Origin of the sequence: Legionella sheltonii (assembly GCF_026191355.1) — a bacterium.
GTDB lineage: Bacteria > Pseudomonadota > Gammaproteobacteria > Legionellales > Legionellaceae > Legionella > Legionella sheltonii.
Map to the genome: position 1 here is coordinate 19,755 of NZ_JAPHOQ010000013.1, position 16,049 is coordinate 35,803.

Genomic DNA, 16,049 nt, shown 5'->3' on the forward strand with positions numbered 1-16,049 from the left:
AAATAAGTTTCATGATCCCGCATTCCTTAACGCAATATTGACTTCATATACATGACGAAGACGATTATCGTTTGGCACAGTAACTACAGTATCTAACACCTTATATTGAGTGGTATTTTGATTACCTGAAGCAGCCTGCCCTTCAATTAAAAAACCTAGCCGAATTGCATAAACTTGAGCCCAGTTTGGAACTGCGTCAGCAGTAACATATTGAGATATTGTCCCATTGCCACCTATGCCATACTGGACTTTCATGACGTCAACACCAGGAACCAGCGCTTGAATAGTCCAGCCTGTCTCAGTCAGGGTTCCCCGCATTAACGAGCTTTGTCCGCCTTGTCCTTGTCCTACAAAAAATGCAGTTTGTTGTAAGGGAATGAACTGAGATCCAACCTGATAATTAACAATAAACGTAGACGTAGAATTGTCATAGGGTCCTGAGCCTGCCGCATGGGAAATCGATGTTCCTGCTACTCCAGTAATGACAAATACAGAGGATTTAACACAATCAGAGACTGCAGCAAATTGACCTGCAGCGAGATTAAGACCTGTTGTAGTTTGTACCGTAAAGGAACTACTGCTTGAGTCAATAGCTGTTACTGAAACAGGAAAACTCCCGGGAGCTGCGCCCAGGACAACCAAAACATCACTGGTATTTTCTATGCTCCCTGCCAAAGAGGGATCCAGAGAAGGTGTCCAATCACCTGCATTACCGTCGTTGCTCGGATTATCCTGAGTAATGGAAATGGTTGCGCCATTCCGATTATACCCCGCGATTAGTGTTGGGTTCGCATTCAGTGTTCCAATGGGGCTAGAACCGCCCCCATTTAAATTAGACATTGCCGTACTGTCTGAACCACATCCTACAAATCCAGTTGAGCGAATAATCGGTATGACTAAGTTAGCAATCGCATTTTCTGTACTTTGAATAAGCGCTTGTGAATTTGTTGTTCTATAGACTTGAGTTTGAGTAACATAGACTTGCATCACTGCATAACTGAGTAGGAGGCCTATAGCAGTGGCAATCATTAACTCGACTAACGAAAAACCTTGTTGATATTTAGTATAAGTATTCATAATTGACTTTGTACGCTTAGTTGAACATAGTTAGGGTTAGTTGGCGAAGGAGTACTGCTTGCGCCAACTTGATTTTGTGCCAAGCTATCGTCCCATTGCACAGTTACCGTAATGATTGTATTTCCTCCCGTCCCTGGCGCAGGAGCTGAAGTAATCGAACCACTGCCATTAGGCAGCCTGCTCACATCAAAGCTTAACCAATACCAGGTATCATATGAAGCTAATTGAGCATTCGAACAAGGCGATTGATTGCACATCACCCCAGGAGCTGCTGGAAGAGTAGGTGAACCACTGCTGTTGATATTACTGATATTGTAGTTACCATTAATTGCTGCCTGAGTATTGGCGCGAATTTTATCAAATATGTCATAAATACATTGTACTGCCTGTTGTTTGGCGTAACTCGAATTATTGGCTTTGCTCGAAAGGATTAACATGCCTGCTATCCCTAACATGCCCACCGCCAAGATGACAAAAGCAATAAGGACTTCAATTAAGGACATTCCTCTTTGTTGGGTGTTGTCTCTTCCTGAACAATTCATAAGCAGTCTCCATTAAGGGCATGCAAGTGCGCTGTTGTCCCAGACAGCTTGTCCGGGTGTTGAACCAGATTGGACAAATCCAGTAGCCAACACCTCAATGGAGCGTGCAAATGTTCCACCTCGACTGTCACAAAATTTGAAATTACTCGGCGTGGAGGTTAATCCATGAGGATCAAAAGTTACGCTCGCCACAGTACCTGAAAGTGTAGGATCTGAGGGAAAAAATTGTTGGCTTTGCAATAAGATACCTGCACCTGCTGTAGGCTGGGTTACTACTATCCATCCAGCTCCCCAATTTCCGCCACACGTAGTAGATTGCGCAGCTCCGAACGGGCAAACGATCACATTCATTGATTCATTAAGGGCATTGTTGCGCGCATAATTCAATGCATTCACAAACATATCGGTGTAAGCGGTTAAACGATTATTCATGAGCATATTACTTAAGGCAGGAAGTGCGATAACTAACGCAACGCAGAGTACCAATAAGGTTACCAAAAGCTCAATTAAGGTAAAAGCTGCCTTTTTAACTAACATGGGTATCAGTCCCTTGTAACTAAAGCATGTCCACTATCTATTAGTTTAGGTGAAAGCTAAATTTTTTACCAAGAATAAGCACGTTTAAAATGAATAAAAGGTGCAATTATGTGGGGTAGTCTCCACAATACTTCCTAACTTATAGCTCATGTTATCCTGAGTATAGAGAGGGATCCCCATCGCTGTAGCACAGTATTAGAACAGGAGAGCCTTCGCCAATGCTCGGGTGACGTAAATTGTAGCGCAATCTAATTCGCAGCCTTTGTGCTCAATCGAGCGAATTATATGCAAACTCTAATAACCAGAAACGTAATTTGTTTGGTTCAAATATGCTTTATTCCTAATTCCATTCAACAAATGTCCCAATATCATGTTCAGTCTTTTGTGGTAGAGGTTTTTTTTTGTTTTGAGCAAAAATAGGCTGTTTACTGCATTGGATTGGCTTTTTAAAGGTTTTTAATGCATCTTCTAAAGTGACAAATTCATAGCCCTTTTGTTTATACAAATTGATAATATCAGGCAAAACATAAGCATTAAGTAAATTCGCATGAATCAGTAAAATTTGTGATCGCTCATTATCGCGATGAAATTGGCTGTGCTCTTCGGCACGGAGCGTTTGTTGCCAAATAAAATCAATATAAAAGGGTTTCAACTCTTCGAGATATGCGCGTCTATTAAGCTCAGGTACAGATAACAAACGTTGATTAAAGACGAAATCTTTGGAATCTATGGTAATGGGAGCAACTTGGTAATTTTTTTTGGCAAGATAACACAGGATGTCTTCCTTTTTTTGTCCAGAGCTCATAGCTAAATAGGGGTAACGAAAATATTTAGGTTCGGTCAAAACAGGATGCAAAATATGGTCTGCCCCTTTAATTTCTTGAATATACTCTTGAGTGCTCATCTTGTTTAGATTCGCATGTGAGAACGTGTGGTTGCCTAATCCAAAGCCAGCATCGCGAAATTTACGGAGTATTTCCCAGCTGTCTTTGCGCACTTCTCTCGCTATAATAAATCCGGTAGCAGGAACTTGTTCCTTGGCCATGGTCTCGATCATCATGTTCAAATGAAAATTTCGATATTCACCAACAAAAGGGAGATCATCAATTGTGATGGATACTGTTTTTTTGGATACTGCAGGTAATTTTTTCGAAAGCTCTTTTTTTTGCTCTCGCTCTTCCTGAGATTGCTTTACTGAATGAGTGAGGTAATTATTTTGATTATCAGCATCCTCGGAAAAACGATTTTCCAATGCAAAACTGATATTTTGACTCACCACTAAAAACATTAGGGAGAATAATAGTTCTTTAATAATAAATTTAATTTTCATTGGCGTACGGCACAAACAAATTCGAGAAAAATGGCATTGTAACAAAAAATTAACCTAAATGGCTTATCTGAAGTGAGGCAGCGATTAAAATATTTAAAATAAGGCGACTCAATAAGAATAATTCAGTCACCTTATTGTGATGATTAAAATAAAAAAGGCTCTAAGAGTACAACGAGTTAGCCGTTAGTCATGTTACTCTTATGTTCCAGTTCATCCTCTTCTTCTTCATCATCTTCTTTCTTATTTCTATTATAGAAGCTTAAAGAGCCTAAAGCGGAAGAGAGACCGCCTAAATATCCTTTGGCAGGTTTTTCAGGTCCTTTAGTTTCCTTTTTAAATTCTTCAACGACCACTTTTAATGCATCCGTACGACAAGTATGGATCATGTCTATAAGTAAATTAAAAATAGATTGTAAATTGAACTCAGGATTGAGTTCAGTGATTGCTGAAAAAATATGGGCAGCACGAATCGCTTTTTTACCATTAGTTTTCGGTGCTACTGTCATAAGTTGAATGAATTGAGTTGCCGATGTAACCAGTGCTTCAACATCCTGTGGGTTAACCTCATCAACAGCAAGAATTTGATTTAATCCTTTCTTTTTCTTCTTGCCTGTCAAAATCACCGAGTTCTCTTCATGTGACACGTATGAGGAGGCATATTCATTCTTAATTTGTTGACGCACCAGATGCATTGAACCAGCCAGAATAGCAGTTTTTTCAGCTTCATCGATAGGCGCAGTTTTTAATGATTCTCTAATTGCATTTAGAAAATGAAGTTGGGAGATACGCTCTTTTGACTTTAACTTTTCAATTTTTGCAACATTTTTATCAGCAAGTTCATCTTTGATTAATTCATCAAGATCCGCATTGAGTTTTTCCCAGCCGCCAAATCGATTGGTTGCAGAGATTGGTGATTTTTTAGCTGCTTTGAATTTAACGTCCAAAATGGTTTGTCCATCGGTAGTAAAAGAGGCAACAATTGCACGCTGAGCATCTTTTTCCAGCTTATATGAGGTTTGAATCAGTTTGCTTAAATTATCTGTTGGAACTGCAGTCAACATGTGATCTTTTGCAAAGCCTTTACGAGAATCATGTTCTATAAAAATCTGATTTAGAAATGAATTTAATGCAGTATGGAATTTAGCATTTTGATATAAATCAGGTCTGTTTTCTGCTTTGACTTCATCACCAATCCCCATAGCATCCTTTAATCGATCATTGAGTAAGCCAGATGACTCCATTACTCCCCGATTATTTTCGATATCTTGCATTACCGTCAGCATTGCCCCATAAAAAACGGTTGAGAGATATCCTAAATTAGGAGATTTTTCTTTTGCTTGCTCTTCGAGCTTAAGAAGTATTGAGGTGAGAAATTGAAGTTCATATTTTCTGTTGGGGTTAGTAAGATCTTCAATTTTTCCCTTACTTTCGCGTTTTAATATGATATCTACTGTATCATCAAAATGTTTTCTTAATTCACTTAGTTCCTTAAGTACAAACGTCATGTTAGTCTCCAAATGTCCAATGGATAAATAATGTAAGATCTTCTTACAAGGTCTCAGTGTAAACTAAACTAATCCGCTCGTCATGTATTTTCATTATACAATTTATCCTTTATATGAAAATATTTTAAAATTCAGTACGTTAACCCCTATATTTGACCCAAAAGTTGAACTATTTTTCATCGTAAAATATAAAAAATTTGTATTAATTTAAATAATGAGTAATATTTCTGTCATTTTTATTAAAGGCATTTATTAATGCCATCTTGATGAAAGACATCGAACCAGGGTTTGTATCTATTTAATACACATTGCTTGCCGGTGGCAGGAAGCTTTTTTAATGAGGTCCGTTTTGAATATCGAACACGATAAACAGTTGCAACATCAATTTTATAATAATGCAGTATTTGCATTAATCTTTCTGCTTGTCTGTCGAATCATTTCGATGTGCTTTATTCCTTTGAATGATGTTTCTGAATCGCGTTATGCAGAGATTGCCCGTAAGATGTTGGAAACGGGGAATTGGGTCACTCCATTACATGATTATGGAGTACCCTTTTGGGCAAAACCACCCTTGTCGACCTGGCTTTCTGCTTTTTCAATGAAGCTTTTTGGAATTAATGAGTTTGCTGTTCGTTTACCTGGATTACTCTTATCTTTGGCCACCTTATGGCTTGTGTGGGACTTGGCAAAAAGACATAGTGGGCCTTTTATTGCAATGATCACCACTTTAGTTCTAGCTGGAACATTAGATTTTTTCCTTGATGCCGGAACGGTGATGACTGATCCGTCTTTGCTCTTTTGCATTACTCTTGTCTTAGTTGCATTTTGGCGTGCTGTAGTTGATAGCAGTACATCTTGGTCTTATGTTTTTTTTATAGGCCTCGGTCTGGGATTGCTGGCAAAAGGTCCGGTTGCTGTGGTTTTATCAGGATTGCCCATCTTTTTTTGGGTATTATTAAGAAATGAATGGCGTAATTTGTGGCAAAGACTACCTTGGATAAAAGGTATCTTATTGATGTTTGTTATTGCACTTCCCTGGTACATTTGGGCGGAGATACGTACACCTGGGTTTTTAAATTATTTTATTGTGGGTGAGAATTTCAACCGATTTTTAAAACCGGGATGGAGTGGCGATAAATACGGTTATGCACATAAGCAACCTTGGGGTATGATTTGGATTTATGCCGCAAGTGGTATTTTTCCCTGGTGTCTTTTAGGTGCTGCTTGGTTTGTTAAATACCGACATAACCTACGTAAAGTATTCATAGATAAAGATGGATGGTTGAGTTATTTTTTTCTTTGCACTGTAGTCCCTTTATTCTTTTTTACATTTTCCAGTAATATCATTTACACCTATGTTTTTCCTAGCATTCCTGCTTTTTCATTGTTCTTTGTAGAATATTGGAATCGAGTTGGTGTTGTAGTAAAAGCCCAGCTGCTTATTATTAGACTTTCTGTTGTGATCGGGGTAATTTTTTTGGTGGCAACTCTTGCATTTAATGCAATGCCACAAGCCGTTTCCAAAACACAAAAATTTGTCGTTGCTGCCTGGTTAAAACAAAATCCAGTCGCTGGCAGCTATCTCATATATTGGGATTACAAAGCAGATTTCTCAGCACAATTTTACTCAGGAGGCAGAGCGAAATTTGCTTTGAGTGATAAAAGACTTTGCAACTTATTGAGCAATGGTCGAGAAAATTACCTGGCAGTAGAGCCCCTCGAGACCCACAGAATTTCCCCTGACTTATTTTCAAAGATGGTTCTAGTGCAACGTGTTTATGCAGGAAATAAACCTTTATTTTTGATGCGTATTCCGGCTTCAGCAAAAGAATCTTGTGCAGAGAAAGCAGAACATTGATAAACAGTAGATTACCTAAAGAGGGTACTGCCATATGTTAAAAAGAAATCCCCTCTCTCGCTCCTGGAAAGCGGGTAGAGCGGATGGTTTATTTGTCACAATTAAATCCCTTATTCGTCCCAACGGCCACGTTCTCCTACTCCCGTCATTCACGAGCTTAGCCAAGGATCTCCATGCTGTGCACACTGCTACGATAGGAGACTCTTCGTTGCACTCAAGAATAGGGGATAAAGGATATTTTCTCTAAAATTCATGACAGTGAGCCAAGCGTTTGGCCTTATTGCGCTTAGGTTAAGGCTAAGTTTGTTCAATAAAGATACCAATTCATTTAGAGTTTTGATATAATCGGGCGCAATTTTTAAGCCATAAGGAGTAACTGTGTCGCAATCTATTACAGTGAATTCAAGCACTTTTGTGCCTCGTGGTGACTTAATGGCCTGGGCTGTGTGCCTGTCAGCGGGCTTATTTTTTTTATATGAATTCTTTCAGCTCAATATTTTCGATGTAATCAATCAGCCTTTACGGGATGATTTTGGTATTGATGCAACTCAATTAAGCTGGATGTCCAGCGCTTATCTGTGGGCAGATATCCTATTTCTTCTCCCAGCAGGAGTTATCCTGGATCGTTTTTCTACGCGAACCGTTATTCTAAGTGCCATGTTTATTTGTGTTCTGGGTACTGTCGGATTCGCACTAACTCACTCATTTATTTTGGCCTCTTTTTGTCATTTTCTTTCTGGAATAGGCAATGCGTTTTGTTTTTTATCCTGTGTGGTATTGGTATCGCATTGGTTTCCACCAAGAAGGCAGGCGCTTGTCATAGGCTCTTTGGTTACGATGGCTTTTGTTGGTGGAATGATGGCTCATACACCTTTTGCTTATCTCTATGAATTATTTGGATGGCGTAAGGCTTTATTAATTGATGGTGCAGTTGGCGCTGTTTTGCTACTTTGGATTTATTGGATCGTCAGTGATAAACCTAAAGACTCACCAATGAAGATTAATACCAATCAAGGACAAGTTCTTGCTGGATTTATTCAAGCATTTTCTAACTCTCAAAACTGGCTAGCAGGATTTTATACTTCTTTTCTTAATCTGCCTATTATGGTTTTATGTGCTTTATGGGGTGCTAGCTATTTGCAAGTAGTGCATCAACTACCTGAAATGGCCGCCAGTAATGTGATTAGTCTGATTTTTATGGGGAGTGTCATTGGCTGTCCATTGGCGGGATGGTTGTCTGATTCCCAAGGAAGTCGTAAACCTCTAATGATCGTGGGAGCTATTGCTACGCTTATCACGGTTATTCCTTTGTTCTTGGACATCGCTTTATCACAAACAACTCTGAGTATTATCTTTTTTGCTCTAGGTTTTTTTACAAGCACACAAGTAATTTCCTATCCTTTGGTGGCTGAAAGTAATTCCACTGAAAATACGGGCGCTGCGACAGGCATCGCCTCAGTGATTATCATGGGCGGCGGGGGGGTAGGACAAGTGCTTTTTGGTTGGTTAATTGCGCATCATGCTGGTGCGGCAGTGACAACGTATTCTGTGGCTGATTTTCAATATGCTATGTGGATATTCCCAATAACTACGATTGCGGCTTTAATTGCTGTGTTATTGACCCGCGAAACATATTGCAAGCGATAAGTGAGGAGTAAAAATGCAAGTGGTGGATGAGTTTCAAGGATATAGTGATCTAAAGTCGTCATTACTGCCCTGGATGGTTTGTTTTGCTGCAACCTTATTCTTTTTTTATGAATTTATACAAGGGAATATGTTTGCGTCCATCGCTGCAAACATCATGCAGGATTTTAAGATCCAAGCGGATAAAATGGCTTGGTTATCAAGCATCTATTATCTTTCTAATGTATTGTTTCTTTTTGTTGCTGGAATGGTTCTTGACCGTTTTTCGATTAAAAATACCTTATTAGTCGCGATGTTTTTGTGTGTAGCCAGTACTTTTCTTTTGGCTTACTCCCATTCCTTTTATTTAGCTTTGTTTTGTCGATTCATCACCGGCATTGGAAGTGCATTCTGTTTCCTAGGCCCTGTACGTTTGGCATCTCATTGGTTTCCTCCAAAGCGGATGGCTCTAGTCACTGGAGCTATAGTCACTATGGCAATGGCCGGTGGTATGTTGGCTCAATATCCTTTGACCAAATTAGTTATTCTGGTTGGATGGCGCCAAGCAGTACAAAATGTGGGAATTCTTGGTTTTGCCATGTTGGTCTTAATGTTTTTTTGGATAAAGGAAAGACCCCAATACATTGTAAAACAAGTCGCTCAACCAATTAACGTCCTCTCAGCTGCCAAAAAGGCCTATTTAAATACTCAATATATACGGGCAGCGTTTTATGCCAGTTTAATGAATATGGCCATTGCTGTATTTGGCGCGATGATGGGTACTTTATATTTGGTACAACGATTGGATATTAGCTCTGCCCAAGCATCAATGGTGAACGGCATGTTATTTTTAGGAGCGATCGTTGGTTCGCCGCTGGTTGGTTGGATATCTGATAAGATGGGTTTACGTATTATGCCTATGAAAATAGGGGTGCTTGCTTCCTTATTGACTTTGCTGGCGGTACTTTATCTTCCCGTTTCTTATAACGTCATGGCAATTTTATTTTTCTTGCTTGGGTTTTTTACCTCAGCACAAGTGATTAGTTATGCGTTGGTCGCTGAGAGTAGCCCACCTGCAATGACCGCAACGGCAGTCAGTGTGATTTCGATTTTGACTCAGGGTGGTTACATTGTGTATCAAAATCTATTTAGTTATTTATTGACGAATCATAGCGGAATGCAATTGGTTAATGGAACACCTGTTTATCTACTGAGTGCCTATCAATATGCAGCAATTATTTTACCAGTAGGTTTATTAGTTGCCTTTTTCATGCTTTTTGGTTTAAAAGAAACACACTGCCAACATATTAAGGACTAAGATGACAGGGCGAGTTTGTATATTACTCATGGATTCTTTTGGGATCGGCGCCAGTTTGGATGCCTCTCGCTATGGTGATGCTGGTGCTAATACTTTTGTTCATATCCATCAAGTGTGTGAGCGCGGTGAGGGCGACAAAGCAGGGGTGCGTCAAGGACCATTGACTTTGCCTAATCTGGCCAAATTAGGGCTGTATCATGCTACCTTAGCCAGTAGTGGATTGCGCTTTGTTGAATTATCTGCTTTTCCGGAACCTGTAGGATATTATGGCTATGCAGTAGAGCAGAGTTTGGGTAAAGATACTCCGAGTGGGCATTGGGAGTTAGCTGGAGTTCCAGTGACGTTTGAATGGGGTTATTTTCCCGAACAACCTTTTTGTTTTCCCAAAGAATTAATTGATACCTTTATTGAACGAGCTGGTTTACCAGGAGTACTTGGTGAGAAGCATGCCTCTGGAACTACAATTCTTGAAGAATTAGGTGAGGAGCATATGCGAAGTGGTAAACCCATAGTTTATACTTCTGCTGACAGTGTTTTTCAAATTGCAGCTCATGAAGAAAGTTTTGGTTTGCAGCGCTTGTATGATATCTGTGAAATTGCCCGCACTTTAGTCGATGAATATCAGATTGGACGTGTGATTGCGCGCCCATTTAAAGGACAACCAGGAGCATTCAAACGAACTGCGAATCGCAAGGATTATGCTACTTTGCCTCCAGCTAAAACATTACTTGATTATTTAAAGGAAGCGGGCCGTGAAGTAATCGCTCTAGGAAAAATTGCTGATATTTATGCGCATCAGGGGATCACACAAACCATAAAGGCTGATGGTAATATGGCCTTATTTGACGCCACCTTGACTGCGATGAGCACTGCTCCCGAAGGAAGTTTGGTTTTTACTAATTTTGTAGATTTTGACTCTTCATTTGGGCATCGACGTGATGTAATAGGTTATGCGCATGCCCTTGAGGAGTTTGATGCGCGTCTTCCAGAGCTTGATGCTTTATTAAGGCCTGATGATCTTATTGTTATTGCGGCAGACCATGGGTGCGATCCTACTTTTCCTGGTTCAGATCATACCAGGGAGCATATTCCAGTTTTAGTCTATGGACCAAGCCTTAAGAGCCGTTTCATTGGACGTCGAGATACCTTTGCAGATGTAGGGCAAAGTATTGCACAACATCTTGGATTAGAGAATTTACCTAATGGCGTATCTTTTTTAATCTAATTTTCAGCATTCTCAAAATTGATTGAGACCAGGAATCCATATAAGCTGTAGGTTGGGCCAAGGCTCAACCTACAATTCAGCAAATCTTATCAATGAGAAAATATCAAATTATCGGGGTATTTAGGATAATTCCAATAACGAATGATGCATAAGATAGGGCGAACACTTACAGAAGAAAATCCTAAAGCATACAGGAATATCCACCTCTATTGGTATTGGCGCTACGAAGACCTTGGCTAAAGTGGCCAATCATTTATGTAAAAAAGTTTTTAAAACCCCGGTATTTAATATTGCCTCGAATCGTGAGCAATTATTAAAGCAAATTACAGTAGGGGACGTGTGGGGAGTAGGGCGGCAATGGGAAAATAAATTAATCGCCCGAGGTATTCATACAGCCTATGATTTGGCAACGACCAATCCTCACCTATTGAAGAAGAGTTTGAATGTGGTCTTGATGCGTACAGCAATGGAACTTCAAGGAATAGCCTGTGGTGGTTTGGAAGAAGTAGAGCCCAAACAAAGCATTATGTCGTCCAAAAGTTTTGGACAGATGCAAACACAATTTTCCTCCATTGCCGAATCGGTGAGTAGTCATTGCGCACGCGCGGTGGAGAAAATGCGCAACCAGCAATTGGTAGCGCAGCGCATGGTTGTTTTTGTACATACCAATCGGTTTCGCGAAGATTTGGCGCAGCACTTTCAATCCATAGAATTTAAGTTCATTAATCCCACGGATGATTTGCGTTTAATTACCAAAATCGCCAAGCGATGTTTACACCGTATTTTTAAACCAGGATATTACTATAAAAAAGCTGGAGTCTGTCTTGAGGACTTGATTCCCAAAGACCCCAGGCAACTGGATATGTTTCATCAGCCCAGTGATGAGCAACTCAACCACACCGAACAATTGATGAGTGTCTTTGAACAAATCAATCAAAAGTATGGAAGAAGCACGATTCGACTCGCGGCTGAAGGATATTCAAAACCCTGGGCCATGCGTGCTGAACTTAAATCACCTGCCTATACCACTCGGTGGTCTGAGGTTCCCCAAGTTCGTTTGTATTAAAAGGCTGATTATGAATGAACTCAAGGAGACAAGTGAATCTAGCTTTTGCTACAGGATATTAGAAACATATAATTATGTTTAAATTTCCTGTATTTCTATTATTTTGGTGTAGTCATGGTTGGCTGCACGGACTCTTGTTTTCCTTCACTTCCATGCAATTAATTCTTTTTACGTTCACTTTAATGGATATAGAACCTCGATTTTTCAGATAAGCTCTTAACTACCTCCTCTACGCACTCCCCTACACCTCTTCTGAAACTGACAAGATCTGCGGCTGTTTCTCCTCGCTTATTGACAATGCTGCTGTCAACACGTTTATCTTGGAGCAAACGTTTTACACAGCTCAAATGACCTCGCTCTACTGCATCATGTAGGGCTGTATATCCTATATTATCCTGTTGATTGGGATTGAGTTTAGGATCGGCAAGGAAGAGTTCAAGTACAGCGACATCACCAATCGATGTGGCCCAGAACAAGATGGGTTCAGATGTTGCTGTACAGGCATTAATATCAATTCCTGGGGTTTTTAGAAGCATTTTGACAATGTTGAACGCTTCATCATATTCTTCCCCTTTTTTTCCGGCCAGTTTTTGTATTGCTTCTGTCAAAGGCGTGGTGAAATAGTGGTTGCTGGTTTTGACTACTTTGACATCAGGGTATGTGAACAAAAATCCACGGATGGCCCGTACATCGTTGGTACGAATAGCTATAATTAAATAATCTATATTTTCCTTTACAATGCCAGGATTGCTATTTTTAAATGCCTTAAAATATTTACGATCCGCTTTTCTTTGGTGTTTTTCATGCATAAGGAGTTGTTGCATTTCGGTATCTTTAGCCATCTTGACCACAGAATCACCACGATATGGACGTTTGAATAATGTCCCTGGATATTGAAGCAATAACCTTACTGTATCTGTACGTTCATTTTGAAGAGCTAATTGTAACGGCGTAACACCATTCACATCTTTTGCTGCAGTATTAACATCAGCATAATACACCAGGCTTTGAATGTTTTCATTTTGTCCTGCCAGAGCTGCAGCATGAACAGGAGTTCTGTAGCTATGCGTAGTTTTTTTCATAGCCTCTGGATGAAACTCCATTAAAGAGTTTAAAATCTTTGGATCTTTCGAGGCTGCATAATAAGCACTATATTCGCTAGGTTTGGCACCATGATTTAGTAAGGCTCTTACTAAGTCAACTCTGTTTGCTCTAATGGCGCAGTCTAATGCATTGTCATTTTTTGTCTTTGCTGTATCTGCCCCAGTTTTAACCAATAGATCAATCATCTCAACAGATTGCACCAAGCATAATGGTTCTTGGTTGTGCCAGTTGGGTTGATCCACTGCATTGGGGAACATCTGGATAAGTGTAGAAGCAAGCTCAAGATTATTATTCATTACTGCTAAATGCAATAAATGATAACCTTGGAACTGTTGTTCTGTTAAAGACCATGATTTTAATTCATCTAAATCTTCATGAGTCACTTTATCATTAAGGAAATGGTCTAAGACCTGAAGCCGGGTGTTCATTTCAGGAAAAAGTTTTATTTCAAGAAACTGTAACTGTTTATCAAACTCCTTTCTAGACTGCCCTGTAATTTCCAGTAACCAACCTTTCAGCATGAGTTCAGTCTGTAAAATCTCCTGATTTGATTCTGAGCTGAAATGGTCGGTTAATAGCGTCCTTATTAAATCCAGTTTGCCTTCTGGTAGTAACTTTTGGGTGATTAAGCGCATTAATAAATGTGGTAATGCAGAATTATTAGCGTAAAGAGAAAGATATTCTTTCAGAAAGAATTGTTCAAAAAATTGAATCGTATCGATAAAAAGCTCATCAGCTATGCTTTCAGGTAAAAATAAGCGATATTTTATTTTTAAAGCGATTAACTTATTGTGAAGATCGCAATTGCCTACCGTTTGAAATTCTCCATCAATCCTATCGTGGTAGACAAGTCCAAGAGTTTCATGCAAATTTTGTTGAATATATGTTTTATTTGACTCATAGGTATCTACAAAAAGACTGGCAAATACTTGTTTAGTTACATTCTCAGGTTTAGTTATTTTGTAATGTTCTGTTGTGGTGTCGGTGCTGCATCCACCACCATTATTGCGATACAAGTCTTTTTGTTTGATGATGATATCGATACCATGCTCAGGCCAACCAGTGAATAGTTCCACTCCTGACTGTTTACTGTCTTCTTCCATAGATGACAAATAATCATCCGTGTATGGGAGTGTACCCGAATAATTTGCCATAAAATAATATCGCATGGCTTTTATTGTCATATTTCTTACTTGCCGAATAGCGTCCTGATGTTCTGTGTACTTATTATTTTGCTCACAATGAGACAAGTAAGTATTCATCAAATGCACTATAAATGGCGCGGTGTAAAAAGAATTACTCCCTGTTAGTCTGACAAGACTGTTATCGACTGGTATTGATCCGCTCAATGCAAATAAATGGCCGAACATTGCAGTGTCTTTGCTGATAGGGGAAATTATTTTAGTTTGGAGATGATGCGCTTCAAAAGCGAGGGTACTGTCACTGAAGTCATTGATGTTATTAAAAGTAAAATTAAACTTGCAGATATAACTTAATGCTTTGGAACGCTCATTACTCCCTTCTTGAGTTAAATTTTTTATATGGCCAATAACAACATTAAAATCCAAATCAGGCTTAAGTCTTTTAAAATAGCTGTTTATTTTTTCACTTTTATACTGAGGATTACAAATGGCGACAAGAGCGAGGCAATATTCAACATCTACGCTAATACCGGTTGTAACAAGTGCTTGAATTAAATCGAGCATTGTCTCCTCAGAAACTCCATTTTGATGAAAACTAGCGAACGCCTCTTCTATTATCTTTTTTAGAAGCCCAGCAGAACCCTCCTGTTTTTTACATAGTTCAATAATGTTGACGAATTTGGATCTGATGCTCCAGTCGTCCATAACAAATAGCGCAGCCAAAATAGTCCTTCCATCAGAGCATTTATCATAGAGTGATGAGGGATGAGCTTTCAGAATCGTTAACATCAGGTCGTTTCGAATTGAATTTGACCTACCTGCTTTGTTTTCGAAAAGCAAATCAAATACTGACTTACCTTCCTTATTTTTATGTGTGACATCAATACCTCTATTAATCAGCAGAAGTGCAATCTGTTCAGCTTTGAATTTTTGAGAGATAATTGCGAGTTGCAGATAATTATTTCCATCATTATCTAGGGCATTGATATCAAACAGTTCGTTATTAACTAATGCATTAACATACTCCATGTTACTAGATTGTGTCCCCTCCAAGATTAAAGCCAAAGCAGTTTTTCCAATATCATTTTTGACGTTAGGATCGGTCTTTTTGTGGTTGATTACATCGACTAGTTGCTCTCTATATTGGAACAGATCTTTAAATACCATATGAAGCAATACGGCGTTATGCTCTGATGTTTTCTGATTAGGATTAAACTTATCATGGGCTATTAAAGTTTTTAGGTGGTCACATGACTGATAACCTTTGGAGCAAAAAAAGAACTCGAAAAGAGAGAAGCCATTTGTCAATCTTTGATTGACGTCAAATTCGTCATTTCTCAGTAATAGTTTAAAGGTCTTATGTTTATAGTAATCAGCCATACCCGTTCGGGTGCGCTCTATAAAGTAACCAAGGAAACCATTACCTTGCCTGTCGACAGCATTTACATTTGCGCCTGCTGTTATCAACACGTTGAGATAATCAGAAAAATCAATTTTTTTTGCATGATCCGATTTAGCTAATACATGCAGTATTGAATCTCCATCATCAGTCACATCAGTAATTGCAAATTGCTTTTCTTTAAGTTTTGTTAAAATCTCATCGGGTTGCTTCACTTCATTGATAAGAGCAAGAAGACTTAATGTGTCCATTAATGATCCAGGCTGGTATTGGAAAGTGCTCGAAGTATGCCAGATTAATCTTAATAAAATATTAAGGAAAAG

General features: G+C 39.1%; 10 protein-coding genes and 1 pseudogene. 5 read left to right on the forward strand and 6 right to left on the reverse strand.

Annotated features, from left to right (window positions below; genetic code table 11):
- Window positions 1-9 precede the first annotated feature (9 nt).
- The 5 genes from OQJ26_RS14665 to OQJ26_RS14685 form a co-directional block, all read right to left on the reverse strand.
- Window positions 10-1,077, reverse strand: a complete 1,068-nt coding sequence (locus OQJ26_RS14665) for a PilW family protein (RefSeq protein ID WP_265704480.1) — start codon at window positions 1,075-1,077, stop codon at window positions 10-12.
- The gene (gene pilV / locus OQJ26_RS14670) at window positions 1,074-1,619 is read right to left on the reverse strand and encodes a type IV pilus modification protein PilV (protein ID WP_265704481.1); all 546 of its coding nucleotides are present in this window, start codon (window positions 1,617-1,619) and stop codon (window positions 1,074-1,076) included. The genes OQJ26_RS14665 and pilV overlap by 4 nt, the downstream gene beginning before the upstream one ends.
- Window positions 1,620-1,631: 12 nt before the next feature.
- Window positions 1,632-2,156 (reverse strand): GspH/FimT family protein, encoded by a 525-nt coding sequence (locus OQJ26_RS14675; protein WP_265704482.1) that lies wholly within the window; start codon window positions 2,154-2,156, stop codon window positions 1,632-1,634.
- 340 nt (window positions 2,157-2,496) lie between these two features.
- On the reverse strand, window positions 2,497-3,486 hold the full coding sequence (locus tag OQJ26_RS14680; RefSeq protein WP_265704483.1) for a polysaccharide deacetylase family protein: 990 nt from the start codon (window positions 3,484-3,486) through the stop codon (window positions 2,497-2,499).
- A gap of 176 nt (window positions 3,487-3,662) precedes the next feature.
- Window positions 3,663-4,991 carry a hypothetical protein gene (locus OQJ26_RS14685; RefSeq protein WP_265704484.1) on the reverse strand — a complete coding sequence of 443 codons (1,329 nt, stop codon included), beginning with the start codon at window positions 4,989-4,991 and terminating at the stop codon, window positions 3,663-3,665.
- A 349-nt stretch (window positions 4,992-5,340) separates the two neighbouring features.
- Between OQJ26_RS14685 and OQJ26_RS14690 the strand changes: the two genes are divergently transcribed.
- The 5 genes and pseudogenes from OQJ26_RS14690 to OQJ26_RS14710 form a co-directional block, all read left to right on the forward strand.
- Window positions 5,341-6,849, forward strand: a complete 1,509-nt coding sequence (locus OQJ26_RS14690) for an ArnT family glycosyltransferase (protein WP_265704485.1) — start codon at window positions 5,341-5,343, stop codon at window positions 6,847-6,849.
- A gap of 378 nt (window positions 6,850-7,227) precedes the next feature.
- On the forward strand, window positions 7,228-8,496 hold the full coding sequence (locus tag OQJ26_RS14695; RefSeq protein ID WP_265704486.1) for an MFS transporter: 1,269 nt from the start codon (window positions 7,228-7,230) through the stop codon (window positions 8,494-8,496).
- A 13-nt stretch (window positions 8,497-8,509) separates the two neighbouring features.
- Window positions 8,510-9,790, forward strand: a complete 1,281-nt coding sequence (locus OQJ26_RS14700) for an MFS transporter (protein WP_265704487.1) — start codon at window positions 8,510-8,512, stop codon at window positions 9,788-9,790.
- A gap of 1 nt (window position 9,791) precedes the next feature.
- Window positions 9,792-11,015, forward strand: coding sequence for a phosphopentomutase (locus tag OQJ26_RS14705; protein WP_265704488.1), 1,224 nt, complete (start codon window positions 9,792-9,794; stop codon window positions 11,013-11,015).
- Window positions 11,016-11,175: 160 nt separating this feature from the next.
- A pseudogene (locus tag OQJ26_RS14710) lies at window positions 11,176-12,081 on the forward strand (DinB/UmuC family translesion DNA polymerase); the annotation flags it as partial.
- 179 nt (window positions 12,082-12,260) lie between these two features.
- Here OQJ26_RS14710 and OQJ26_RS14715 read toward each other — a convergent pair.
- A complete protein-coding gene (locus OQJ26_RS14715; protein ID WP_265704489.1) occupies window positions 12,261-15,977 on the reverse strand; it encodes an ankyrin repeat domain-containing protein in 3,717 nt (1,238 codons plus the stop codon).
- Between the last annotated feature and the right edge of the window lie 72 nt (window positions 15,978-16,049).